We start from the raw sequence: 22,398 nt of genomic DNA on the forward strand, positions 1-22,398 counted from the left end.
TCGCTCACCACGGCGGTCGGATGCCCAGCGGAATGGAGAGCCGTGTGCATTGAAAGGTGCAAGCACGGTTCGGGGGGAGGCGCTGAGGCGTCCTCGAAAGAGGCGTCTCGCGTCTACCCTACCGAGATCGGGCGCAGCCCGAGCTCGGTCGGAGCGAAGCGGAGATAGAGCGCCGGTGCCCGCGCAGCGGGCAATCGCCGGATCGTCCCCGAACCGATACGCGCCCCCCCACCGCCCATGGGACTCAATGCCCGGTGGGCAGGAACCGGCGCGACGGCCTCCCGCACCGACCGATCGCCCCGGCGCGGTACCGCTGCCGGGCGCACCGTTGAAACGGCCGGGCGAAGAGGCTCAGCCAGTTTGGCTACGCAGCACAGACCGCATCCAATCGAGCACGCCACGGACCAGAACCGACGCGCCAAATAGGGGCGGCAGCAGACCGAGCACGATCGTGACGGCGGTCACCCAGCGAACCCGCACTGCCTCCACCGGCACCGGCGCCGAAAGTGCCGCGTGGGCGACGCTTAGCAAATACGGACACGTCCCCACGTCACGCGAACGTTATCCTTGGGTAATATGCCCAGCCCAGCTACCAATGCGACCTTGTGAAATAGCACGACCGTTCGTACACACACTGCATGAAAGCGAACGCGACTCGAGCCAGAGTGATCGAAGAGGGATTGAACACCCTGAGTGAGGGGGGACTCACTTCGGTGACGATCGGCCGGCTGGCGGAGGCAACCGGACTTTCGAAGAGCGGCCTGTTCGCGCATTTCAAATCGCGCGAAGCACTGGAGGTCGCGCTGCTCGAGGAGGCCGCACGGCTCGCCGACAAGCACGTCGTGGAACCGGCGATGCGCAACCCCGAAGGGCTTCCGCGGCTGATGGCGCTGGTGGGTTTGTGGTTCGGCTGGTCAGCGCGGGCGGGGCTGCGCGGCGGCTGCCCCATCGCCGCCGCGCTGTTCGAGCTCGACGACGCACCCGGTATGGTTCGCGACGCGGTCGCCGCGCTCGACGCGAAATGGCGAACCCTGCTGCGCGATCATGTGCAGCAGGCGGTGGATTTGGGTCATCTCCACGCCCAGACGGATCGGGACCAGCTCGTCTGGGAACTGGGCGGCATCTATCTGGCCCATCATAGTTCGATGCGCTTCCACCGCGATCCGCAAGCCGATCAGCGCGCCCAGTTTGCACTCATCGCACTGCTCCAGCGCTGCGGCGCCGATCCCGCGCACCTCTAAGCAAGGAGGCGAACGGCATGCTGGAGCGCGTGGACCCCATCGCGATGGCCGAGGATCGGGCACAGATCAAAAGGCTGCGTCTGGTCTCTCTCGTCGAGGCCACCACCTTGCTGGTGCTTGTCCTGATCGCCGTGCCGCTCAAACATGCGTTCGGCTATGCGCTGGCGACGAGGATCATGGGGCCCGTCCATGGTGCCGCGTTCGTCGCTTATGCCTGGTGCGTGATCGCGACCGTCTCGGCCGGAGGCTGGTCACGCTCTGAAATAGCGCGGCTGAGCCTCGGCGCATTCGTGCCGTTCGGGGGCTTTCTCAACGCGGGGCTCCTGCGGCGAAAGCAGGTGGAGCTCGCTGCCGACCAGCCGGCCTTGCCATGATCCCCTATCTGGTGGTGAAGGCGCTGCATGTGGCGTGCGTCCTCCTCTTCGTCGGGGGTCTGTTCTCCCAGGCATTTGCCGTGGCCGCGGGTCAGCGCGGCGATGCCGGGATCACGGCGCTCGTCTCCACCTGGGATCGCCGGGTCACCGTGCCGGCGATACTCGCCGTCTGGCTGACCGGCGCGGCGATCGCAGCCGAGGGGGCATGGTTCGCGAGTCCGTGGTTGTGGGCGAAGCTGACCCTGGTCGTTGCCTTGACGGGTCTCCACGGGATCCAGTCGGGCAGGCTGCGGCGTCTTCGCCGGGGCGATCCGCCGCCGGCCGCAATGCGGGCCAGCCATACCGCCGCCTTCATAGCGGCTTCGGTGACCATCATTGCACTGCTCGTGGTGCTGAAACCGTTCTGATATCGCGTGATCGCCGCTGCCGCTGTTCCGAACTGCACTGGTGAATCCTCGCCTGAAAGGATCGAACGCGGCATAGTGCTCCGAATGACGACAGAGCGACCTGAGAATGCCCTCGAGGCGCTGGAAGACCTGGCCGTCGACGACTTTTCGCGGCGAGTGATCCGCGGCGCAGCGCGCGACTAGCGGCAGGCGAGAAAATGGCGTTCAACAAGAATCAGCATTTCGTACCGAAGGTTCATCTGAGGCCGTTCAGCCTCGACGGCGAAAATCTGGCGATCAGTCTGATTAACCTGCGCCAGATGAAGCCGATCCCGAATGCGCCGGTCAGAAACCAGTGTTCGAGCGACTATTTCTACGGAAAGGACCCCAAGCTCGAGAGCGCGATAAACTTCGTCGAGAACCATTACGGCGAAGTGGTGCGGCTTCTTGAGGATGGTCACCCAACCGTCGATGGGCGGGTGAACATCGTGCTGAAGCGCTTTGCCTATCTCCAGTATCTTAGGACTGAATCCGCTTCGCGAGCCGCTAGCGAAATGGTTCTGGCGCTGCAGGACGTACCGGGCTCCGACATCTCGGTTCCACCGATGCGAGTGGCTATGTTGGCGGCGGTGCAGGCAGCGATGCTGCACTTCAATGAGACCATGAAGATCGTCGATGACCTGAAGCTTTGCCTGGTCCGCAATCACACGGACATGCCCTTCGTCACGTCGGACAACCCCGCGATCCTGACGAACCGACTGCATCTCCAACGCCGGCACAAGGCACTGAACAGCTTCGGAGTGAAATCGGCCGGCGCGATCTTTGCTTTGCCGCTGAATTCGCAGCTTTGCGCGATCCTATACGACGGCGCAGTCTACAGCAGCGAGGCAAGAGCGCACTGGGTCGACGGAACGAAGCCTGCTGATATCGCGGCGCTCAACGCCATGCAGGTCCTCGGCTGCGCCTCGAACATCTATTTCCGACACTGGGACCGCAGAGAGGACCATCTTGCGGCGGCGAAACTCGTCGCGGATCGACGCCCCTCAAGCCGCCACACCGTCACGCATCTTGTGCTGGAGGAGACCAATGACTGGGGTGAGTACTATGCGGTTAAGCCCATAACAGACATCCGCAACGGCGAAAAGGCGATGGTACACGTCAAGACCAATCACCCCTCCCCCACCTCATGGCCGTCATTCTTGCGATTCCGGTCAAATGCCAGCGCCTATTCGAACAACACGGGCGCCGGCCTCACGCGCGAGTGGTGCCTGGAGGCCGGATTTGTGCGCGGCGACGGATATCGCAAGGTGTCGGTCTAGGCGCGTCGGTCGGCGAGGCAGCGATCGCGGCATCCTGTGGGATCCTGGATACGCGCAACGAGCACCGGCGCTATTCTTGATCTAAATCCATTCTCGCTGTTCTCCTTTGCTGTCCGAAGGAGGGATGGAGGGGAGCCTTTGAAGTGCTGCGAAGACAAATCTGCGGCGTACTGATCTTCAGTGGAAGAACCCCAAAGGGGACGAATAGCTCTGAAAGAAGAATAGGTTAATAGTAGAACCGAGGCGTAACATTCCCGCAGGATCGTGACATGATCGGGGTCTTGCGCTATCCTCCGCTCACCATCTGCTCGATCGCGAGGTTCGCTTGGCCGAAGACTTAGAGGCCGCGACTTCCAGCGGCGAAATTTTCCCGGTTGATGGCATTTCGGTCATCGACGAAAAACAGCTCATTCGGATCGAGGCAGTCCATCGCGGCTTCCTCTATCAGCACCTGTTTGGCGCGGCATGCCTGCTGCTCGCGGGAGCAGCCGGGGTGGAGCGGATCGTCGTCGAAGGCGACGAAGACATTGAGATCGTTCTGCCTGACCGGCGGATTTATGTTCAGGTCAAGACGCGTACCGATAAACTGGCTGCGGGCGACATTTCGGGCGCTCTGGAGCGTTTCGAGGAAATAAGGGAGGAGCACCGCAAGGGCGCGCGTCCGGGCAGCCCGAGTTTCGTGATCGCTTCCAATGCTGCGCCGAACGGCCCCTTGGAAAAGCAGATTGCCACGTCCGATTGGCCGGAAGATGTCGAGTTGCACTGGCCCGATGGTCCTGAGGGGACCCCGTCTTGCCTGCCCCGTCCGCCTCGCGATCTCGCCGACGCCGTCGCGGTTTGCTCGGAACTCGCGGGCCAGCTCCCGTTCGCGTTGCTACGGCCCGAGACACTGACCTGGAAGCTGGCGAGCCTCGTCATGCTCGCATCGGCTGGATCGCCGCCACGCAAGGATCACAGCTTCACACGAGCAGAACTGCCCGGCCTGTTCGAGCAGCTTGTCGTTCAGATGCAGGAGTTGCCGGCACCCCCATCAGTCTACCGCGCGCAGATGAACGAGCCAGCGCTGCTGGCAGAGAAGCCAGTCCGCATCATCGCAGGGCTTTCTGGTGCCGGCAAGACAGCCTGGGTCGCAGAAGCCGCGCAGCACGCCCCCCTTCCTGTCACCTATATCGATGTCGTCGAGATGCCCGGTGCTGCGCTTGCCTCCGCCGTCGCGCGTGAGGTCGCCGGGAGGATATACGGGCGTTCGAGCGGCAAGCTCGGTGAGATTCTGCTGCCGGGCGCCAGTGGTCTCGACATGCTCGGGACCTTGAGCGTCACGCTCGGCCAAGAGGGCCTGCATGCCGACGTTGTCATCGACAACGCCCATCGCATTCCTGCCTCCGACATTGAGGCCATCGTCAGCCGCGCGCCGCACTTGCGTCTGCTGCTTCTCTGCCAGCCTGGCCCAGGGATCGCTGCGCTTGAGGCCGGTTTCAATATCCAGGCCGAAGCGCTCAACGGCTGGGATGAGGATACTATTGCAGCGGCCGCGCACGATGCTGGCTGCCTTGCGAATTTCGCGGACTGTGAGCGCCTTTCGCGGCTGACGGGCGGCCTGCCCTTCTATGTCCTCAACGCGGCAGCGGTCGCCGCGCGTGACTATGGTGGAGCGATCCGCGCCTTCTGCGAAGATGTGGAGGCACAGACGCACATTGTCGAAACGGCGCAGGAAATTATTTTGAAAAGGGCGTTCGAGGGTCTGCCCGCCGACGCGCGCGAAACCATTGCCCTACTGAGCGTTGCCGATGTCGCCCTCTCCAAGGACGAGGCGACCCAGCTGCTGCAAGAGACATGTGGTCTTGATGCGAAGGGTGCAGCGGCCCGCTTGAGAGCGCTACCCTCTACCGGGGCGCTCGAGCTGTTTGGCGTGACGGGCCTCAAGATACACGACGCTGTGAGGATGCTCGGCAAAGGCGAGCTGGCGGCGCGCGGTCCTGATCTTGAGAAGAAGGTGCAGGAGGTTCTTCGCGGCATAATCATTCGCTCAATCCGGCAGGACTGGAGCATCGGAAAGCTCGGCCTTCTCATTCGTCTGTTCGGTCAACTGGGGGATGCGATGATCCTGGTCCAGTTCGCGACTGACGAGCTCTTTCATGAAATGGGCGTCTGGCCTGAGATTGAACCTTACCTGCTGGCAATCGCGGCCGATGGCGATGGAGAAGCCGAAATCCGGCTTTGGGCGCTCGATGGCCTTGTCTTCAACGATCTTCGCACAGGGCAATTCGAGCCAGGCGAGGCCCGCATCGATGCGATGAAGGCTCTTCTCGACGAGCATGACCTCGGTGAGGATGAGTGGCTTGCTTGGGGCATGAAGCGCATGCTGCTCATGTCCATGATCGGTAATGCCGCCGGGGTTCAGGAAATGCTTGGACTCGTCGAAGGCCGGGTGCCCGCCAAGCCCGAGCATATGCGCGTATTCCGCTACAATCGGGCACTCGCCTTATTCAAGCTGGGAGACAACACGACAGCCGTTGCCGAAGCGGGCAAGTTGGTGGAAGAATATTACGAAGCGCTGGGATTAACACCAGCCGATGTCATCGGCCGTAATCCGCCGCAGTTGCGGCCGCTCCTTCCCAAGGGCCGTGATGTTACCGATCAACTGAAACATCTAGCTGACACACTCGATCTCCTCGCGCAGGCAGCCGGCCGGAAGAGCCAGCGCTCCACCATGGCGCGCATTCATGCGATGAAATTCTACGAACTCGCGCAGGCATTCTCATCCTTCGTTCGCGTCGGGATGGACCTGGTCGACGAACTGGTTTGGGTGAATGACTTTGTGTCTGCCCGGTACACCATTGAACGCAACATCTTCCCGGTCATCCAGGCCATCGGCCTCACCTCCGACGTGCTCGAACTTCGAGCGCTCTATGCAGTAGTGCTGGCCTACTGCGGCGACCATCAGGCGGCAGCAAATGAGGTCGAGCGCCTTCGTCCATATGAGGAAGCGATGGATCCCAACCATCGCGCCGCCTTTCAGGACCAGAAGCAGATCATCAGTGACGTCCGGCGCTATGGAGGCCCTCCCCAGCGTCGTGTCGATGTTCCTCCGCCGCTCCAGGCCCTCTTCGACCGGCGGAGCGGCGCAACGCCGTCCGTTGAGGCACGCAAAAAGGTTGGCCGGAATGAGCGCTGCCCTTGCGGCTCAGGACAGAAATACAAACGGTGTCACGGTCGCTAGGCCTCAGATCAGCGATGGCTGGAGTGCGAGCGGTGGATATGCACCGCAACTCGAATGTCGTCCGACGCATGTGCTTGACTGTGCCGCCGGGCGGAAGCCGGGGTGGCCGCGCATACACACGGCGACGGATGGTGGGACGCGCCTTCCTTCCCGTTCGGGCGCATCCTGCTGCAGCTTTTCACCAGGTCCGGCATGCGAGCGCTTTCGACCCGGAACCAGGCGCGAACGCGCACGCACAACCCGGCGGCACGCCATTCCTTCTCCCTCATTCCTCCAAGAGTCGGACGCTTGCTCAAAATCCGTGTTGAGCCGGGCTGAGCAATTAGACCCCTGCCGAATTCGCGAGAGGCAAGGCCATCGCGCTTGCGGGCGTGGTTCCGTCGACGCCGAAACAACGCGGATACGCGTCGCGGCTTCTCATGTTCGTCGCTGCGGCGTCGCCAGACTGCGGAAGGTCACCGACCAGCGCGGCGTCTCCATCGGCACGATACTATGCTCCCAATCGTGGCGGATTTCGCCGGAGAGATGATAGATCGAGCGCGGCGCCACCGGCGCCGACATCCTCTCAAAACCGGCACTGGTCCGACGGCGAAACCGCATCGCGGCTTCGCTGCCGAGCGATACGCCGATGACGTGTTCAAACACGGGTCGGTCCTTGTGCCACCCGATTCCGGCCCCTGGATCGTAGCGAATGAGCAGTGCCTGGACGAGATCACCGGGCGTCAGTCCGGCGAAGCCGGATGCCCTTGCCTTCAGCGCCTCCAGCCAATCCGGAATCGGGTCGGCGGGCGCGAACACGCCCGTCTCGAAATCATAGCGCCAGCCATAGCTGTGGGTGAGCCGCCTCCCCGTCCACTGCTGAAACCGGAACGGGCTTAGCTCAGCGTGGTCGATCGCCGCGATCAGCCCCTGCTCATCGAACGGCGTGATGAACGCCTCAGAATAGGCGAGCCCGGGCGGCAAAGGTGCGCCGAACAGATCGGCCTGGCCGCACCCTGCGAACGACTGGAACATGCTCATGGCGCAGCGATCAGAGCGCCAGCACAGGCTGGCGCGCGCCGCTCGTGGTTTCTTCGATGACGAAGGTTCGCGCGGGCGGCGTCTCGAGGAGGTCACCCACAGGAACCGTGAGATCGAGCCACTGCATCACTTGGCGACGATGGATGATCGCGCCGTGGCGATCCTGGAAACGGGAGACTTCGGGGTTCGCGGCGACGGTGACGATGCGGTAGGAAAGCGGCCAATCCCCCAGGGGCGGTTCCCAGACCCCCGTGAGATAGAAGAAATTGCCGCCGTCTAGCGTCACCCGATAGCGGCGGTCGCCGACGGTCATGTGAAATTCGGAGGCCGGGATCAGGCAGCGATGGCTGGGAAAGGTCTGTCCCTCGGAGCGAACGAAGCGATAGGCGATGCCGTCGCTGAACCGAGGATTGGAACCCCAGGTCGCCTCGACCATCTCTACTTCTTGGACATCCTCCGGATTGCGCCGGATGATGGCGCGCCGGCTGCCAAGCGGCGCATCGGTATCAAAGGGCGTCGGTGCCGAGTCCATTCGTGGAACATAAAAGGAACGACAGCGAGCCGCAAGGAGTCGAAACGAGCAATGTGCAACGATTACCGTCTCGAGGTGGACATCGCCTCGATCGCCGAGGATTTCGACGACCTCAAGATCAAGATCAAGATGCCGGAGGGCACGCCGAATGTCGCCGCGCGCGAGGACATCAATATCACCGACATCGCCCCGATCGTGCGCAGCGTCGAGGGCGAACGCGGCGCAGGTGAGCTGATCAACCGTAGGTGGAGCTGGCCAGGGCCCGGCGGCAAGCCCGTCTATAATTTCCGTTCGGACGACCGCGAGTTCACGTCCCGCCGGTGTCTGATCCTTGCCGATGGCTTTTATGAATTCACGCCGCCCGAGCCGGGGCACAAGCGCAAGACCAAATGGCTGTTCACGCTCGCGGACCATCGCTGGTTCTGCATCGCGGGCATCTGGCGCTCGCACCCCGAGATCGGCGAGGCGTTCACGATGCTGACGATGGAGCCGGGCGATGACATCGCGCCCTTTCACCGGCGCCAGATCATCCCCCTCACGCGCGATCAATGGGCGGACTGGCTCGACCCGTCCGTGCCCGCGCAAGACGTGCTCAAGGTCCTCCCGAAGGGAAGCCTCCCCGCGACCAGGGTCTACCCCCCGCAAGAGCCGCTGCTGGTGTGACTGGAAGGACGAGCCACGCCGTCGCCCGCCTGGAGGAGAGCTTGTGGCGCTGTGCGGCGCATCCGGCAATCAAGGCAATCAAGTTGTCGCGACGGGTCAGGTGGCCACGGTTATAGGGAGCGGCTCCATGCCTTGATGCCTGCCCTTCCAATAGGCAGGTCCGTCCGAAGCGCTACCGAAACGGTTCTTGGTGCGCCATTCCAAGCCGCTACTGTGCTGCCATGACCGACGAAACGATATCCCAGTCACTCGATGCCGGGGTGAAGCTCGAAACCATGCGGGCGGTGCTCCAGCCCCTCTGGTCGCTGCCGCCACCCGGCCCGGACAACCTCCTGGCGGACCCGGCATTCGTCGCTTTCGCGAGGCATTGCGAGGCGTATTACCCAGCCGCGAAGGCCAGTTTCGGCCTGCACTTCGCACTGTCCGACGCCCTGCGCGCACTCGGGCTGCCCTGCTCACAAAGAGCTGAAGCCGAGAAAGGCGACGTCACAGTCGACGAGGCAGCCGCGCGCTTGGTGGCCGCGCTTGAGGCGCGATCCATCACACGGCGTTACCTCTGCCCGCTGGATCTTGCCGACGACCTGCCGGAAATGGCCTTCGGACCGGTCACGCTGCGCAAGTTCGGGAAGGACGAACTGGCTGACTTGTTCGACGACTGCGCCCTTCGTCGCCTTTACCCCTCCCACCGGCTCGACAGCGCTCGCCTGTCATGGGTCCAATGGCTGGTGGTCGAGGAGACCGAGGAAATGGTGCCCGAGATCGGGCGGCGTGCCCTGCCCTTCTTTTATGACATGGCCAGCGATCTGGGCGCGATCGATGTTCATGCCGGACAATATGCGCCCGCGGTCACTCAGGCTCTCTTCCCGCTTCTGCTCGAGCCGTGGGAAGAGTGGACCTCGCTCGTTGGCGTCGGCGGAGACTGGCGTGGGTTCCTGATTCCCTGGGTCCATCTGGAGACAGGCGACCTGTTCGTTCGTCCTCGCACGCCCCCCACGGCGGAGGCCCTGACCTTTGAAGAGGCTTATGGCCCGCGCGGCGAGGAATATGAGCGTCCGGTAACGTTGTATCTGTCGGGCCAGGCCGATGAGAGTCTCGCCAGGCTCGATCAGGCGCGATGGGACAAGATCCTTATGGCAGCACAGTCGGACCTTTTCTCGACACCGATCCAGCATTTTCTGGTCCGCGGCTATTTCACCGAAGGGATGGATCAGATCATGGCGCATATGACGACCATCGAAGCCGCGCTCGGGATGTTGGCCGATCGGGGCAAGGCGCCGCCGGGCAACGCAAAATTGGCCCCCGGCAAACGGCTGGAGGCGCGCATAGCGGCGCTCTTGCAGGATCCGGCGGCAGCGACGGTCTATGAGGAGCTGTTCGAGTTGCGCAGCCGCTTCGTCCACGGGCGATCATTTGCTGACAAGGTACCGAGCGCCGATCGCAACAAGGCTCGCAGCCTCGCCCGAAGGGTTGTTGCGGCCATGGTCGAGGCTGCGGCCGGCCCCGCGGCAAAGTCGAGTCGCGAAGACTTCCTTTGGTCATTGGCGTGACCAAGGTCATGATGGGAGCAGGAGCGCTCTCCATTTGGCCGCACGAAGTGCTGCATTTGATTGGCAAATTTGCCGTTTCTAGCCGTTAAGTCCAAAGTGGAGCATTGTCGGATAATAATAGACAAGCGTCCGACAATACCGCAGTCTCCTCTCGCCATTATATTCTTATGGCGTTCTCGTTTCCTTGGGGGGAGGTTGCTATGGCAAAAACACTTGTCAAAGTCACGCGCAAGGATAACAAGCTCGTCAAGCGCACGCTTGTCCTGATCGATAATCGCGTGCTCCCCTTCGAGAATAGCGACGAGATCAACGTCTTTATATGGTCGGGGACGAAGTATGAGGTCACCGTCTATTGCGAGGGGCCGAAGGGCGCGAGCACGACGGTGAGCTTCGACAAGTCCGGAGGCCAGGTCATCGCGCCACTCGTTGCCGAGGTGGAAACGCATTATGGCGTGACGCATTCCAGCGACGAATTCACGGTGGCCGCATGAGGCGCGTAGCTATCCTGCTCGCAGCTGGCGCACTCGTGCTGGCGACGCCTTCGCTCGCCCAGGATGACAAGGCAAGAGTGGCGCAGCTTGAGGCCCAACTCGACGCCGCCCAGGACAGGATCAAGACGCTAGAAGAGCGCCTGAGCGCGGTCGAGGGACGCCTGGGACCTGCCACCGAAGCCCCGCAGACCCAGACTGCAGCTATACCCCCGCCGCAAGGTCAAATTCCCAGCATCGATCTCACGGTGCCGGACACCGGCCCCCGGCCGTCGCCTCCGGTTCAGACCGCGGCACAGGATGCCCCATGGCAGGTGGCACCTCCCGGACCGATCGACCGACCGCTCGCCCCGCTGAAGGACGGTTCAGTCGCCGCATTCGAACTGATCGGCGGCACAGGGGGTGGGCAGGCCACGCTTGCCTTCACCCGGTCGAAGGACCGAGGCGGCACCGAGCGGAACGGCATCGTGCCAATCTACAATGACAGCTTCAATCTCACGCTGTCGACGCCTCTGTCCAAGGATGACGAGACCCCATTCGCCACGCTGGACGGACTAGCGACCGGGTCGAAGCTCGAATTTGGCTACACATTCTTCAGCGGCCGGGTTCTGACCAACAGCGCGGATAGCCAGCACGCCATCCTGAAAAGGGCCCGGGAACGCTGCCGACGAGCGGTTCCTGCATACCCTAAAGGCTGCACGAGGCTCGATCCCGAGTTCAAGAAAGCCTTCATGACACGCGGAGAGTTTGAGGAATATGAGCGCGATTACGCGCGAGGGACGCTCCAGAAGAGCTTTGCGCTCTCGCTACGCGGCGCGCTCGGTTATGACGAATTCAACTATTACCCGGTGCCGGGTCTCGCCAAACAGACGGATCGCAAAGTGTCGTTCAGCGCTGGCGCTGGCATGACCTTCTTCCCGGTTGATCGCGGATCGTTCAGTTTCGATGCGGACTATATGCGGTCGTTCGAGGCGGAGAAGGCGAATACGACCTGCCCGGTCCCAGCGGCCGGAGCGACGACGGTTACATGCGTGCCTGGGCCACTCGCGGGACCAACGCGTACGGACAAGATCGTCCTCGCGCCGGAGTTTCGCTATCTTCTCCCGATCAGCGATTATGGACTGATCCGGGACCTCGGGTTCGGGCCGCGCCTCGAATATGATGCGCTCTCGAATGACGTCGCGCTGGACCTGCCGATCTATTTCGCGCGCGACGAGGATAACGGTCTTATGGGTGGTTTGCGGTTCGGCTATCTCACCAAGGACGATGACTTCAAGTTCGCGATCTTCGTCGGCAAGTCCTTCACGCTGAGCAAATAACCAATGGATTCGCGCCGTCGCCGCTAGCGTGGTTCCGGGCCGCGATCCTCCCTGATTCAACGGCTTAACCAGGCCGGCTAGCATCAGATTTTAGGGGTTCACCGCGAAGAGGAGCATGCGACACCTCTCGGAATGCGCAAAAGGGTGAATTGCGGTGAGGTTGAGATTTCGGATCGGAGTGGATGCGCGTGCGGATTATCAGGGCTCAGTGGCCGGTTGGCCAAGGCTGCTTTTCGACTGGGGCAATCGAGACCGCCGGCGGGACAATCCACTATGTCTATGATTGCGGTGCCCGCAACGTTTCCAATCTCGAGCCGATCGTAGCGGCCTATGCGCGGCGCGTTCCCCAGGTCGACGCGCTGTTCGTATCGCATCTCGACGGAGATCATGTCGACGGTCTCGATACCTTGCTCGCCAGGCTCGATGTCCGGACGGTCTATCTCCCGTATCTATCCACGAGCCAGCGCCTGATGGCGCTTGCCGAAGCGGAGGCGGAGGACCGGCGCCTCACCGCATCGCTCGTTCAAGCCCAGTTCGAGCCGGCTGCGTGGTTCGGCAGCCGCGGCGTGGGGCGCGTCGTGTTCGTGCGCAACGGTAACGACCCCGACCTGTTCTCCGAGCGGCCTCCGGAGCGGCCCGACCCTGAACCGCGCGGCGAGGGACGCGGCCCGTGCCTGATTGAGAAGGGTCGTACGCGACCCGTCACGCAAGGTGCCGCCGGCCAGGCGGAGGTTCTGGAGATGGAGGTGAACGCCCATATCGCGGTCGTTCTTGGCGGAGCGCCCCTTAACTGGATCCTCAAGCCCTTCGTCCCGCGCGTGAGCGACGACAGGGTCCGTCAGTTTGAGAAGAAGATCCTGGCAGCGCTCGGCGTCCCGCCTGGAACGGCAATCGACCTAGAGGCGCTCAAGATCCTTTTGAAGACGCCCGACGGGCGTACGAAGCTGCGCCGCTGTTACGAAGCGATCCTGACCGACGGCAGCGGCAAAAAGCATAATGCGGTGTCGATGTCGCTGTACTCCGGTCCGGAGACAAAAACGGACGCATGGAAGGTCCGCGCAAGGATGGAGAATCATTGGGGATGGGAAATGATCACGGACACTGAATCGCCAGGCTGGATCGGCACCGGCGATGCCAAGCTGAAGTCCACCCAGCCCCGCGCCAAATGGCGATCTTTCTATCGCCGCGAACTGGCGCTGACGCGCACATTGCTGCTTCCGCACCATGGCTCCAAGGCAAACTTCCACAGCGACCTGCTCAGGGCGCCGTTGCGCATTTGCATCGCGGCCGCCGATGAACGGGAAGAAGGATATCGGCATCCCTCGCCGGAAGTTGTCGAGGCGATCGACGAAGCCGACTTGCGGCTCGTCCATGTGACAAAGCGCCTCGAATCGCGATTCCGCGAGACGATCACGAAGATCTAGGCGAGGCCGCAGCGGCGTGCGGCCGGCGTCTGATCGAATGAGCCGGGACTATGGACAGCCAACGCCGGGATCGACCGAGCAACCGCCGACTTCTCAGGCGTTCCCGCGGATCGCCGGTCCGGTCGCGGGCACGATGTTGACCTGGATCTCCTGTTCGGATCGAAGAGTGTCGAGCAGCAATCGGCTCCGATCGTGAAGTTCGGCGGCCGTGCCCAGCACCTCTATCGTGTAGTGCTCCCGCGCGAACATGTCGGCAGGTGCCGCGACGAGTTCGGTGTACGGGCGCGGCCAGTGGCATAATAGCAGGAACGGCCAATCCGCAGCTGGCTGAGCATATTGCGCCAGCGTGATCTGGGTTGTCGTCAGCGACGACGGACGGCGATCGAGGAGAGCGGGAATGACGACCGCTTCCCGTTCAATCTCGAGGAAGGCATCCAGCTCGGTTCGCTCGGCATCGGTTTCGACGATGATGGGATAATAGCGCCCGAGCGGGAGGGTCGGGCCGGCAAACGGCGCCGATATGTCGAGCATCACTACTTCCGGCAGGGTCGCGAGAAGCCGGCTGTAGAGGGCGCGACGTTGCACCAACGAGTTGCTGAGGCGGATCATCAGCGCAAGACAGCCCAAATGGCTTCGCCCGATCAACCCTTCAATCGGAGGGCGGGCTCGGCGGAGCATCGACATCGGCTTCGAGGCAGACCGCGAGCTGGCCGAGTGCAGCGCCAATTTCGCGCTCCACATCGGTCGCAGAGGTGCCCTTCATCTCGGCGATCTCGATGAAGGACAAGCCATCAATCTGATGCAGTTGGAGGAGTTCGCGCCGCCCGGCCGACAGCGAAGCGAGCGCCGTACGGTAGGCGGACGCATCGACAGGACGCCCGGGCGCGCGTGTCGGAGCTGGGTCAACAAAGCCCCGCACCGATGCGTCGTACGCTTCGATCTTCCAGCCTGGCCGCACGCGGCACCGCAGAAATCGAAGTATTTGCTGGAAAAGGCGCCTCATCGGGGCTCTCCCCTCATTGATGGAGCCGGCGCCGGACCAGCCGTCGGCGTCCGCCGCGGCGAGAAAGCCCTGACGGCCAGAACGGCGCCGGGGATCAGTTTGCGCGCTCGAGCAGCTTTCGAGCCTTGCCTTCAAGGTCGAGGCGGTCGTCCTGGTGGGTCTTGTGGCGCGCCACGGCGGTTATGCCCTGAACGAAATCGTAGAGGGATGCGGCTGGGTGGCCTTCTTCGTCGAGGACCGTGGCGATCACCTTCGCGGTGTCCGATTTGGAGAAGCCGCGATTGCGCAGGAAGCTGCTGCGATCTTCGTCAGTCCGTGCCACGATCCGTTCACGCGCCGTCCTGATGCCGTCGATGAAATGCGATGGCGAGGAATCGGCGAAGTGGGTCAAGGCCGGTTCCGCCTGCTGCGCGAAGCGGCTGGCTGCGAACTTGGAATGGCGGATATTGATCTCCTGGAAATTTTCCACGCCCCAGAGATTCCGGTTCATGCACACCGCACGCAAGTAGAAGGTCGCGATTCCGAGCGTTTTGGAGCCGACCTCGGAATTCCAGCAGTAGAAGCCCCGGAAATAGAGATCCGGGTCGCCGTTGGGCAACTTCCCGGCCTCGATCGGGTGCGTGTCGTCAACAAGGAAGAGGAAGACGTCGCGATCGGATGCATAGAGCGTCGTCGTGTCGCGCGTGACGTCGACATAGGGGTTGTAGCGCATCGTCCCCCAATCGAGCACGCCCGGCACCTTCCAGCGCGTATCGCCGACGCCGTCGCCTGCGAACTTCATTACCGCAGCGACCAGCTCATGGTCCCAGATACGGCCATAGTCCGGGCCGGTGACAGCGCGCAGTTCGGTGCGGCCGTCATGCGTCTGAAGGAGCTTCACCTGCTCGCCGCGATGAGCGATCAGACCATGCTGCAGATTTATCCCGGCGAGGGCGGCGGGAAGGTCGCGTAAATAGGATGCGGGGGCGCCGACCAGGCTGCACATCTGGCCGAACGACCAGTTAGTGGGTGCAACCGGCAGGTCGCTGCCTGGCACCAGAAGCGACAGGCGCTCGGGATTGTCGCTGCGCGCCTCGACCCGGACAGCGCGGCTCTCGACGATGCGCGTGGTCGCGGCCTCGGCGCGGGCGAGAACCCTGTCATAAAGGCTCGACAGTGACATGTAGCGCTCGTCTTCGGGCCGCGAGAACCATTCCGAGGACACACGGCTGACGTTGCGGCCGCGACTGATATCGACCTTGTACGATCCCGACACCGGGCGATCGAGCGTGGCGATCATATTCATGGGAAATCTCCTGAGCTGCTGAGCGCGCAGGGCATCGTCGCCGATGCCCCGCCGCACGCCACTCACCGCCCCCTTCCCTCCTCCGGTGGGGAGGGCTCACGCTTGTGCCGATCAGAACGGTTGGAAGAGGTCCGTCGCAGGCCTGGCGCCGGCGAGGCGCCGTACGCTTCAGGATGCCTCGGTCGCCGCGGCGGCGCCGATCAGATGGCGCAGTTTCGCCCATGCAGCCGCCTCGCCGGCGCGGACACCGATGTTGAGGCCCTGACCGTAGAGGCGGTAGGCAATCGCGACCATCTCTGGGGACGCATCGGCCGGCACGAAGCATAGGAAGTTCCCGTCGTCATCGCGCAATTCCAGCGTATCGGTGTGATTGCCGCCCGTCGGCAGCGCAACGCGGGCGGTGGAGTGCAGGTCGGTGAGATCGAGGTTGAAGGACTCGACGAAGAGTTCGCTGATTGGATCGGGCGTGGGATCGGCCATGGCAGGTCTCCGAGGTTCATCGGCGACCCATTCGCCGACCCCGTTCAGTCCCTCCTCCCCTTCCTCGGTGGGCAGACCCGCAACCGTGAGAGTCGCAAAGGACGGTGATTCTGAGGCGCGCCGAGCTCCCCGGACCGGTCATACGCAGCCCGAACTCTGTTGGATGAGGCCGAGGGTCTCTTCGGCCCGGGTGGTCGGCACGAAGAGGCGCGTCTTGTAACTGATGATCTCGGTGAAGCAGCCGATCGACTTCAGCCACTCGCGCTTCTCGGGCGGGAAACCCTTGATCTCCAGCCGTGCTTCGTCGTTGACATAGGATCGCTGGAGACGCGATCCCGCCAGCCCGGGAATAGCGACGCCGTCTGAGGCGCGCGCGGCGGCAACGATCTCCGCAGGCAACAGGGTGATTGCCATCGTCACGCCGAAGGCCTGGGAAAGCTTCTCGAAGCCGGACGGAGAAACGATCCTTCCGAGGACGGAGTGGCCCGCGTCGTCCGAGATGCGCCAGACCCTGACATCGTCGTCCGGCAAGCGGTTCCAGACCGGGAGGAGCAGCCCCGTGGCAATGTTGATCGTCTGCACATCGACCCTTGTGGCGATCTCGGCACATTCGGCCTCCCAGGCCGCCTCGAAAAGGGCGGCATCGACGATGTCCCAATTGCTTTCCGCGAGCTTCGCATGCCGGATGCGCTCGGTCCCGGCGGGCCGGATCAATTCCCAGACACGGATTGACTGACCTTCATTGTCGAGGATCGACCAGGAAGGCACCCTGAGCGCGACACGACCGGAGCGACCGTTCTTCAGGAACGCGATACCGTCGTTTTCCGACCAGAGTTCCATAAGGCGGGCAAAGGAGGTGGCGCGAGGCCTGCGGTGAAGCTCGAGGCGTGAGAGCCTGGTTTCCGCGCCGGTGACCGGGTCGCGGCGCAGGATCTGCTCGTCGAGCTGGACGATGCGCTCGGCCTTGATCGTCTCGACGCCGATATCGAGCGTGCCGGCATCGCGCGCGGCGTCGATGCGTGCCTGGATCAGCGCCAGATACTCCTCGAAGATCGCGTTCTGCGTACCGATCCGCAGCGCGAGCAATCGGTTCAGCCAGCGCTGGATCGGCGGGAGCGTGTCGAGAAGCCCGCCGCCCTCATCGTCGAGCAGCTTGAGCCCCGTCATCCGCGCGAACTCGCCCAGCGATACGCTGGTAAGCTTGCCGAGATAGAGCAGATGATACCATTGGCCGAGCGCGTCCTTGGCATAGTCGCTCTCAAGATTATCGGCGGGATCGAACAGGTTTTGCCCGCCCGTTTGTCGCTGTCCCCGCGTGAGCGCGCCGAGACTGTCCAGCCGTCGGGCTATTGTGCTGATAAAGCGGCGCTCGCCACAGCAGTCGGTGGTCACGGGGCGGAAGATCGGGGCGGTGGCCTGGTTCGTCCGGTTGGAACGCCCCAGCCCCTGGATCGCGCTCGACGCGCGCCAGCCCGGCTCGAGGAGATAATGGACTCGCCGCCGATGAGCGCTCGGACAGTTGCGATCGGCATGATAGCTGCGACCGGTTCCGCCAGCATCGGAGAAGGCAAGGATCGCCTTGCGCCCGGACATGAAGGCGTCGGCCTCGGCGATGTTGCTGCGGGCGGTTCGCCGCTCGATCTGCTGGCGGCCACTGGCGTCGAGCACGATGCGACGGGTCCTGCCCGTGACTTCGGCGACAGCAACCGTGCCGAAATGCCGGATCAACTCATCCAGCGCACCCGGGATCGGGGGCATCGCACAAAGTTGCTCGATGAGGTCCTCACGGGCCTCGATAGCGGCCTGGCAAAGCACCGGCGAGCCATCGCCATCGATCATCGGCTCCGAGCGGAGTTTGTCGTCAGTTCCCTTGAAGACCTGCATCATCCGGGTCGGGAAGGCCGACTTGAGATAATCGATCATATATTCTTTGCAGTCGAGATTTATGTCGAGCGGTTCGCACGCAGGCGCGGATTTACGGGATGAAGACATCGATTTTACTCCAGATAATTAAGGTGCCCCCAGCCCCAACAAGCTGGAGGATCTATGACGTCGCCAAAAACGGTCGTTTCATACGGACGGCCCAAGCCCTGGACGGGAGACACTCCCACCCCAGATACTCTATCCACCGCCTTCCACTCTTCTCTTCTGGGGACTGCGGCAGTTGCAGCGGGGCTTTACAAAACGGCCGCTCGCCATTTCCTGTACTGGATCGATCAGCAGGGCATCGCGGTCTCGATTGTTGATGACGCTGTCGTCCGCCGCTTCGAGAAGCATCGGTGTCGCTGTCGGGGTTTTTCCCGCCATGAGCCCAACCGTCCGAAGTTCACCAGCAAGGTTCGGCGGTTTGTTCGCTTCCTGGAGGACCGGGGTATGGTCGCCGTGCCCGATGATATCGATCATCTGGACACGGCGTTGGCGGATTACGCGACATTCCTCGTGCAGGAGCATTACAGCGCGGCGAGCATCAAGAGCTACCGTTCGGAGGCAGCGCACTTTGCCGCGTGGGTGCGCGTTTCTCGCCTGCGCTGGCAGGATGTCACTGATAAGCATGTTGCCTTGTATGCTGGCCACAGCTGTCGTTGCCCGGTTTACCGCAAGCGCGGAACGCTGATCGGCCATCACGGTCCGTTACGCCGCAGTAAGGGCGCGCGGCGCTTCCTTGGATTTTTGCGCGACCGGCAGATACTTCCGCAGGCAGAGAGCCAACCGTATGAAGACGAGGATCTGACAGCCTATAAGGCTTGGCTGAAGGCCCATTGCGGCAGTTCGGCTGCGACGATCCGTCGTTACAGCGACGAAGTGAAGCGCTGGTATTTGTTGCTCGGTCCGCCATCGGATCTGGACGCGGCTACCATCAGAAGAATCGTTAGCCACCGCATCACCGAGGTGCCCGGTTCTGCACCGACCGTCGCCGGCATCATACGGAGCTATGTGCGCTTTCTTGTCTCACGCGGGGAGTGTGACGCGGCGTTGCAACATGCCTTTCCGCCCATCAGGCGCTATCGGCTCGGCACCCTGCCACGCTATATGGACGAGGCGACGGTCGAGGGGATCATTGCGTCCTGCAAAACCGATACTGCGGTCGAGATTCGTGACAAGGCCATCATCCTTCTACTTGCCAGGCTCGGCCTGCGAGCCGGTGACATTTGGCAGCTCCGTCTAGCGGATATCGACTGGAACGAAGGATGTCTGAGGGTATGCGGCAAGAGCAGGCGGCCCGATCGCCTGCCGCTGCCCCAGGATGTAGGGGATGCGATCCTCGACTATATCGAGCGGGCCCGCCCACCGATAGACGAGGAGCGGTTGTTCGTTCGGGTGCAACCTCCATTCCGGCCGTTCAACTCGTCGGCCGAGATCGCAGGCATCGTAGCGCGTGTATTCCATCGGGGCGCCATCGAGGGCGTGCCGACGGGTGCCCATGCCTTCCGGCATTCTCTGGCAACACGGATGCTGCGCGCCGGCGCCGGCCTTGAATCGGTCGGCACGATCCTGCGCCACCGTTCCCCGGCGACCACCGCCATCTACGCCAAGGTCGACGTCCCGATGCTGCTCAAGGTCGCTCAGGATTGGCCGGGAGACGCGGCATGATGAACGCTCAGATCGAACGCTATGTCGCGTTACATCGCAGTTTCGGCCGCAAGTTTGACGCGCAGGAACGGTGGCTCCGTCTCTTTGCCAGCTATGCCAACGACCTCGGCGATCGGCACATCAAAGTCGAGCGGATCTACGATTGGTGCCGATCGGCCAGTTCCCAGAACGTGGCCCGGGACAGGTTCGACCACCTCCGCCGCTTCTGCCTCTATGCCCATGCCGAGGATCAGCAGCATCAGGTGCCGCCAGCAGGCGTCTTCGGAAGAGGGAAGCGACGCCGCCCGACACCACATATCATCGAGCCCGAACAACTCAGAGCGATCATGCAGGCCGCCCTTGATCTTCCGCCCAAAGGCAAGATCAGCCCGCATACTTACCACTACCTGTTCGGCCTGCTGGCGACGACCGGCCTGCGGATATCCGAGGCGCTCGCACTCCAGTGTAATGATGTGGTCGACGACGGCCTCGTTATCCGGAACGGCAAATTCGGCAAGCAACGCCTCCTGCCGATCCAGCCATCAACGCGAGAGGCGCTCGATACGTATCTCAGCATTCGCAGAAGGCTGAACGCCCGCGGCGATGATCTGTTCGTCACCACGAGAGGCCGGGCGCCACACCAGACGGTCGTTCACATCGTCTTCGTCAGATTGGCTCGTAAGCTGGGTTTCCGCGGTCCGACCGGAACCAAGGGCATTCGCGTCCACGACCTGAGGCACACCTTCGCCGTTCGGTCGCTGGAGTCCTGCCAGCACGATCGGGAGGCGATCCGGCATCACTTAGCAGCGCTCAGCACCTATCTTGGCCATACGGATGTAGCCAACACATACTGGTATCTCGAAGCAACACCGGTCCTCCTTCGTGACATCGCCGCAGCAGGTGAGCAGCTTTTCCGAGGAGACGCAGCATGACCGCGCTCGCCACCCATCTCGCTGCGTTCCTGCGCGAACATCTGCCTCGCGAACGCAACGTCAGCCCACATACGGTGACGACCTACGCGAACTGCTTCGCGCTTCTGGTCCGGTTCGCAGCCAACCACCTGAAGCGGCGCCCCACCGACTTGACGATTGAGGATTTCGATCCCGCGCTGATCATGGCGTTTCTCGACCATTCGGAGGAGGCAAGGAAGAACAGTCCCAGAACCCGCAATGCCAGGCTTGCGGCGATCCGGGCGTTCTTCCGTTACGTCGAGTATCGCATCCCAGCCTGCCTCGATCTCGCGCTGCGTGTACGTGCCGTGCCGACAAAGCGGACCGACACGACCCTGATCGACTATCTGACGCGGGACGAGATCACCGCGCTGCTCGATGCACCCGATCCTCAGTCTCGCCTGGGCACCCGGGATCGCGCCATGTTGCACCTCGCCTACGCTGGCGGTCTGCGGGTCGCCGAGTTGTTGTCGCTACAGATGCAGGACTTTCCGGAACGCTCGCTCGCAACGGTCCACATCATCGGCAAGGGGCGGCGCGAACGCATCCTCCCTCTCTGGCGCGAGACACAGGCAAGTCTTCGGGCCTGGCTTGCTGTTCGCCCGCAATGTCAGGCGATGGAGATATTTCTGAACGCTCATGGCGAGCCGATGACGCGCGACGGATTTGCGTTCAGGCTCGCCAAGCATGTAGCCACGGCGGCGAAGAAGCAGCCGTCGCTGCTGCGCAAGCGGGTCACGCCCCACGTGCTCCGGCATTCCTGCGCGATGCACACGCTCGCTGCGACCGGCGACATCCGCAAAGTGGCGCTCTGGCTTGGGCATGCCAGTATCCAGAGCACGGAAGCCTATCTGCGGGCCGACCCCGAGGAAAAGCTGCAAATCCTCGCTGCGCATGGGTCGCCATTGGTCAAGCCAGGCCGCTTCAGGCCGCCAGCGGATCCGCTGATCATGATGCTCAACGACGTTCGAAAACGAGCATCGCCCCGGGGCCGTAGCGCGCCTGGCATCCAGTCACCTTAATTATCTGGAGTAAAACCGATGTCTTCATCCCGTAAATCCGCGCCTGCGCGCGAACCGCTCGACATAAATCTCGACTGCAAAGAAGCGGTTTTATCTGGAGATCCAGATAACAGAAATTCGCGTGGCGACAGTTCGATATCGAGATGGGCGCGTTCGTCTGCCGAGAGGCTCGCGAGGCGCCGGTCGAGCATCGCCTCCGCGGTCGTGACCAGCTGGACGACCGCATGACGGCCCTCTGCGACATCCTTCTCGATCGCAGCGATCACGGTCGGCAATTTCATCGCGATCAGCAACTGGCCGAAGAAGCGTTGCTTCGCGCTCTCGAACCGGGAGAGCGCGGCCCCTTTGGCCTGCGCATTGAGCGCGCGACCGCTGATGCCATCGACGATGTTGGTGGCTGCCAGCACCTCGCCCAGATTCTGATGGATGAGCGCTTATCGCGAGGAAGCGATAATGCGAAGGAACGCGGTGTAGGCCCGCAAAGCAAGGGCACTTGTCACCACGACCTTCGCATTATTTCACAGGGTATCCAGCCACTCCATCAGGCTCGCATCC

At 62.7% G+C, this 22,398-nt stretch carries 23 protein-coding genes; 14 read left to right on the forward strand and 9 right to left on the reverse strand.

Annotation, left to right across the window (positions count from 1 at the left end; translation table 11 throughout):
* Positions 1-638: 638 nt before the first annotated feature.
* The 6 genes from S2M10_RS08990 to S2M10_RS22650 all read left to right on the forward strand — a co-directional run bounded on the left by S2M10_RS08990 (position 639) and on the right by S2M10_RS22650 (position 6,540).
* A complete protein-coding gene (locus S2M10_RS08990; protein ID WP_168845736.1) occupies positions 639-1,241 on the forward strand; it encodes a TetR/AcrR family transcriptional regulator in 603 nt (200 codons plus the stop codon).
* Positions 1,242-1,258: 17 nt separating this feature from the next.
* Complete coding sequence (locus S2M10_RS08995) at positions 1,259-1,615, forward strand: DUF3817 domain-containing protein (protein ID WP_211090953.1); 357 nt, start codon at positions 1,259-1,261, stop codon at positions 1,613-1,615.
* Entirely contained in the window at positions 1,612-2,022 is a 411-nt protein-coding gene (locus S2M10_RS09000; RefSeq protein ID WP_211090954.1) for a CopD family protein, read from the forward strand. Before S2M10_RS08995 ends, S2M10_RS09000 begins: the two co-directional genes overlap by 4 nt.
* A gap of 6 nt (positions 2,023-2,028) precedes the next feature.
* Positions 2,029-2,205 (forward strand): hypothetical protein, encoded by a 177-nt coding sequence (locus S2M10_RS09005; RefSeq protein ID WP_168845737.1) that lies wholly within the window; start codon positions 2,029-2,031, stop codon positions 2,203-2,205.
* Between the two features lie 14 nt (positions 2,206-2,219).
* On the forward strand, positions 2,220-3,320 hold the full coding sequence (locus S2M10_RS09010) for a DUF4238 domain-containing protein (protein ID WP_168845738.1): 1,101 nt from the start codon (positions 2,220-2,222) through the stop codon (positions 3,318-3,320).
* A gap of 325 nt (positions 3,321-3,645) precedes the next feature.
* On the forward strand, positions 3,646-6,540 hold the full coding sequence (locus S2M10_RS22650; RefSeq protein ID WP_168845739.1) for an SEC-C metal-binding domain-containing protein: 2,895 nt from the start codon (positions 3,646-3,648) through the stop codon (positions 6,538-6,540).
* A gap of 417 nt (positions 6,541-6,957) precedes the next feature.
* Here the strand turns inward: S2M10_RS22650 and S2M10_RS09020 are convergent, their stop codons facing one another.
* Both S2M10_RS09020 and S2M10_RS09025 read right to left on the reverse strand, forming a co-directional pair.
* Positions 6,958-7,560 carry an alpha-ketoglutarate-dependent dioxygenase AlkB gene (locus S2M10_RS09020; RefSeq protein ID WP_247650718.1) on the reverse strand — a complete coding sequence of 201 codons (603 nt, stop codon included), beginning with the start codon at positions 7,558-7,560 and terminating at the stop codon, positions 6,958-6,960.
* 10 nt (positions 7,561-7,570) lie between these two features.
* Positions 7,571-7,996 carry an SOS response-associated peptidase family protein gene (locus S2M10_RS09025; protein WP_168845740.1) on the reverse strand — a complete coding sequence of 142 codons (426 nt, stop codon included), beginning with the start codon at positions 7,994-7,996 and terminating at the stop codon, positions 7,571-7,573.
* Positions 7,997-8,143: 147 nt separating this feature from the next.
* Between S2M10_RS09025 and S2M10_RS09030 the strand changes: the two genes are divergently transcribed.
* From S2M10_RS09030 to S2M10_RS09050, 5 genes are all read left to right on the forward strand, one after another.
* A complete protein-coding gene (locus S2M10_RS09030) occupies positions 8,144-8,755 on the forward strand; it encodes an SOS response-associated peptidase (RefSeq protein WP_168845753.1) in 612 nt (203 codons plus the stop codon).
* A gap of 221 nt (positions 8,756-8,976) precedes the next feature.
* Positions 8,977-10,302, forward strand: a complete 1,326-nt coding sequence (locus S2M10_RS09035) for a hypothetical protein (RefSeq protein ID WP_168845741.1) — start codon at positions 8,977-8,979, stop codon at positions 10,300-10,302.
* A gap of 200 nt (positions 10,303-10,502) precedes the next feature.
* Positions 10,503-10,793 carry a hypothetical protein gene (locus S2M10_RS09040; protein WP_168845742.1) on the forward strand — a complete coding sequence of 97 codons (291 nt, stop codon included), beginning with the start codon at positions 10,503-10,505 and terminating at the stop codon, positions 10,791-10,793.
* Positions 10,790-12,109 carry a hypothetical protein gene (locus S2M10_RS09045; RefSeq protein WP_168845743.1) on the forward strand — a complete coding sequence of 440 codons (1,320 nt, stop codon included), beginning with the start codon at positions 10,790-10,792 and terminating at the stop codon, positions 12,107-12,109. The genes S2M10_RS09040 and S2M10_RS09045 overlap by 4 nt, the downstream gene beginning before the upstream one ends.
* A gap of 182 nt (positions 12,110-12,291) precedes the next feature.
* Complete coding sequence (locus tag S2M10_RS09050) at positions 12,292-13,533, forward strand: MBL fold metallo-hydrolase (RefSeq protein WP_168845744.1); 1,242 nt, start codon at positions 12,292-12,294, stop codon at positions 13,531-13,533.
* A 93-nt stretch (positions 13,534-13,626) separates the two neighbouring features.
* Here the strand turns inward: S2M10_RS09050 and S2M10_RS09055 are convergent, their stop codons facing one another.
* The 6 genes from S2M10_RS09055 to S2M10_RS22655 form a co-directional block, all read right to left on the reverse strand.
* The gene (locus S2M10_RS09055; protein ID WP_168845745.1) at positions 13,627-14,142 is read right to left on the reverse strand and encodes a hypothetical protein; all 516 of its coding nucleotides are present in this window, start codon (positions 14,140-14,142) and stop codon (positions 13,627-13,629) included.
* Between the two features lie 40 nt (positions 14,143-14,182).
* The gene (locus S2M10_RS09060) at positions 14,183-14,536 is read right to left on the reverse strand and encodes a sigma factor-like helix-turn-helix DNA-binding protein (RefSeq protein ID WP_168845746.1); all 354 of its coding nucleotides are present in this window, start codon (positions 14,534-14,536) and stop codon (positions 14,183-14,185) included.
* A 94-nt stretch (positions 14,537-14,630) separates the two neighbouring features.
* Entirely contained in the window at positions 14,631-15,821 is a 1,191-nt protein-coding gene (locus S2M10_RS09065) for a DUF932 domain-containing protein (RefSeq protein ID WP_168845754.1), read from the reverse strand.
* Between the two features lie 168 nt (positions 15,822-15,989).
* Positions 15,990-16,301 (reverse strand): hypothetical protein, encoded by a 312-nt coding sequence (locus tag S2M10_RS09070; protein ID WP_247650719.1) that lies wholly within the window; start codon positions 16,299-16,301, stop codon positions 15,990-15,992.
* A gap of 138 nt (positions 16,302-16,439) precedes the next feature.
* Positions 16,440-18,224, reverse strand: a complete 1,785-nt coding sequence (locus S2M10_RS09075) for a strawberry notch C-terminal domain-containing protein (RefSeq protein WP_348770559.1) — start codon at positions 18,222-18,224, stop codon at positions 16,440-16,442.
* Positions 18,225-18,422: 198 nt separating this feature from the next.
* On the reverse strand, positions 18,423-18,704 hold the full coding sequence (locus S2M10_RS22655) for a hypothetical protein (RefSeq protein WP_230190467.1): 282 nt from the start codon (positions 18,702-18,704) through the stop codon (positions 18,423-18,425).
* Between S2M10_RS22655 and S2M10_RS09080 the strand changes: the two genes are divergently transcribed.
* From S2M10_RS09080 to S2M10_RS09090, 3 genes are read left to right on the forward strand one after another with little or no spacing between them, the layout of a single operon-like run.
* Positions 18,675-19,892, forward strand: a complete 1,218-nt coding sequence (locus S2M10_RS09080; RefSeq protein WP_230190466.1) for a tyrosine-type recombinase/integrase — start codon at positions 18,675-18,677, stop codon at positions 19,890-19,892. The genes S2M10_RS22655 and S2M10_RS09080 overlap by 30 nt on opposite strands.
* Complete coding sequence (locus tag S2M10_RS09085; RefSeq protein ID WP_030093215.1) at positions 19,889-20,803, forward strand: tyrosine-type recombinase/integrase; 915 nt, start codon at positions 19,889-19,891, stop codon at positions 20,801-20,803. Before S2M10_RS09080 ends, S2M10_RS09085 begins: the two co-directional genes overlap by 4 nt.
* Complete coding sequence (locus S2M10_RS09090) at positions 20,800-21,843, forward strand: tyrosine-type recombinase/integrase (RefSeq protein ID WP_168845748.1); 1,044 nt, start codon at positions 20,800-20,802, stop codon at positions 21,841-21,843. The genes S2M10_RS09085 and S2M10_RS09090 overlap by 4 nt, the downstream gene beginning before the upstream one ends.
* Here the strand turns inward: S2M10_RS09090 and S2M10_RS09095 are convergent.
* A complete protein-coding gene (locus tag S2M10_RS09095) occupies positions 21,840-22,250 on the reverse strand; it encodes a hypothetical protein (RefSeq protein ID WP_168845749.1) in 411 nt (136 codons plus the stop codon). The genes S2M10_RS09090 and S2M10_RS09095 overlap by 4 nt on opposite strands.
* Positions 22,251-22,398 lie beyond the last annotated feature (148 nt).

Source organism: Sphingomonas sp. S2M10, assembly GCF_012650175.1.
In the GTDB taxonomy this organism is placed as follows: Bacteria; Pseudomonadota; Alphaproteobacteria; order Sphingomonadales; family Sphingomonadaceae; genus Sphingomonas.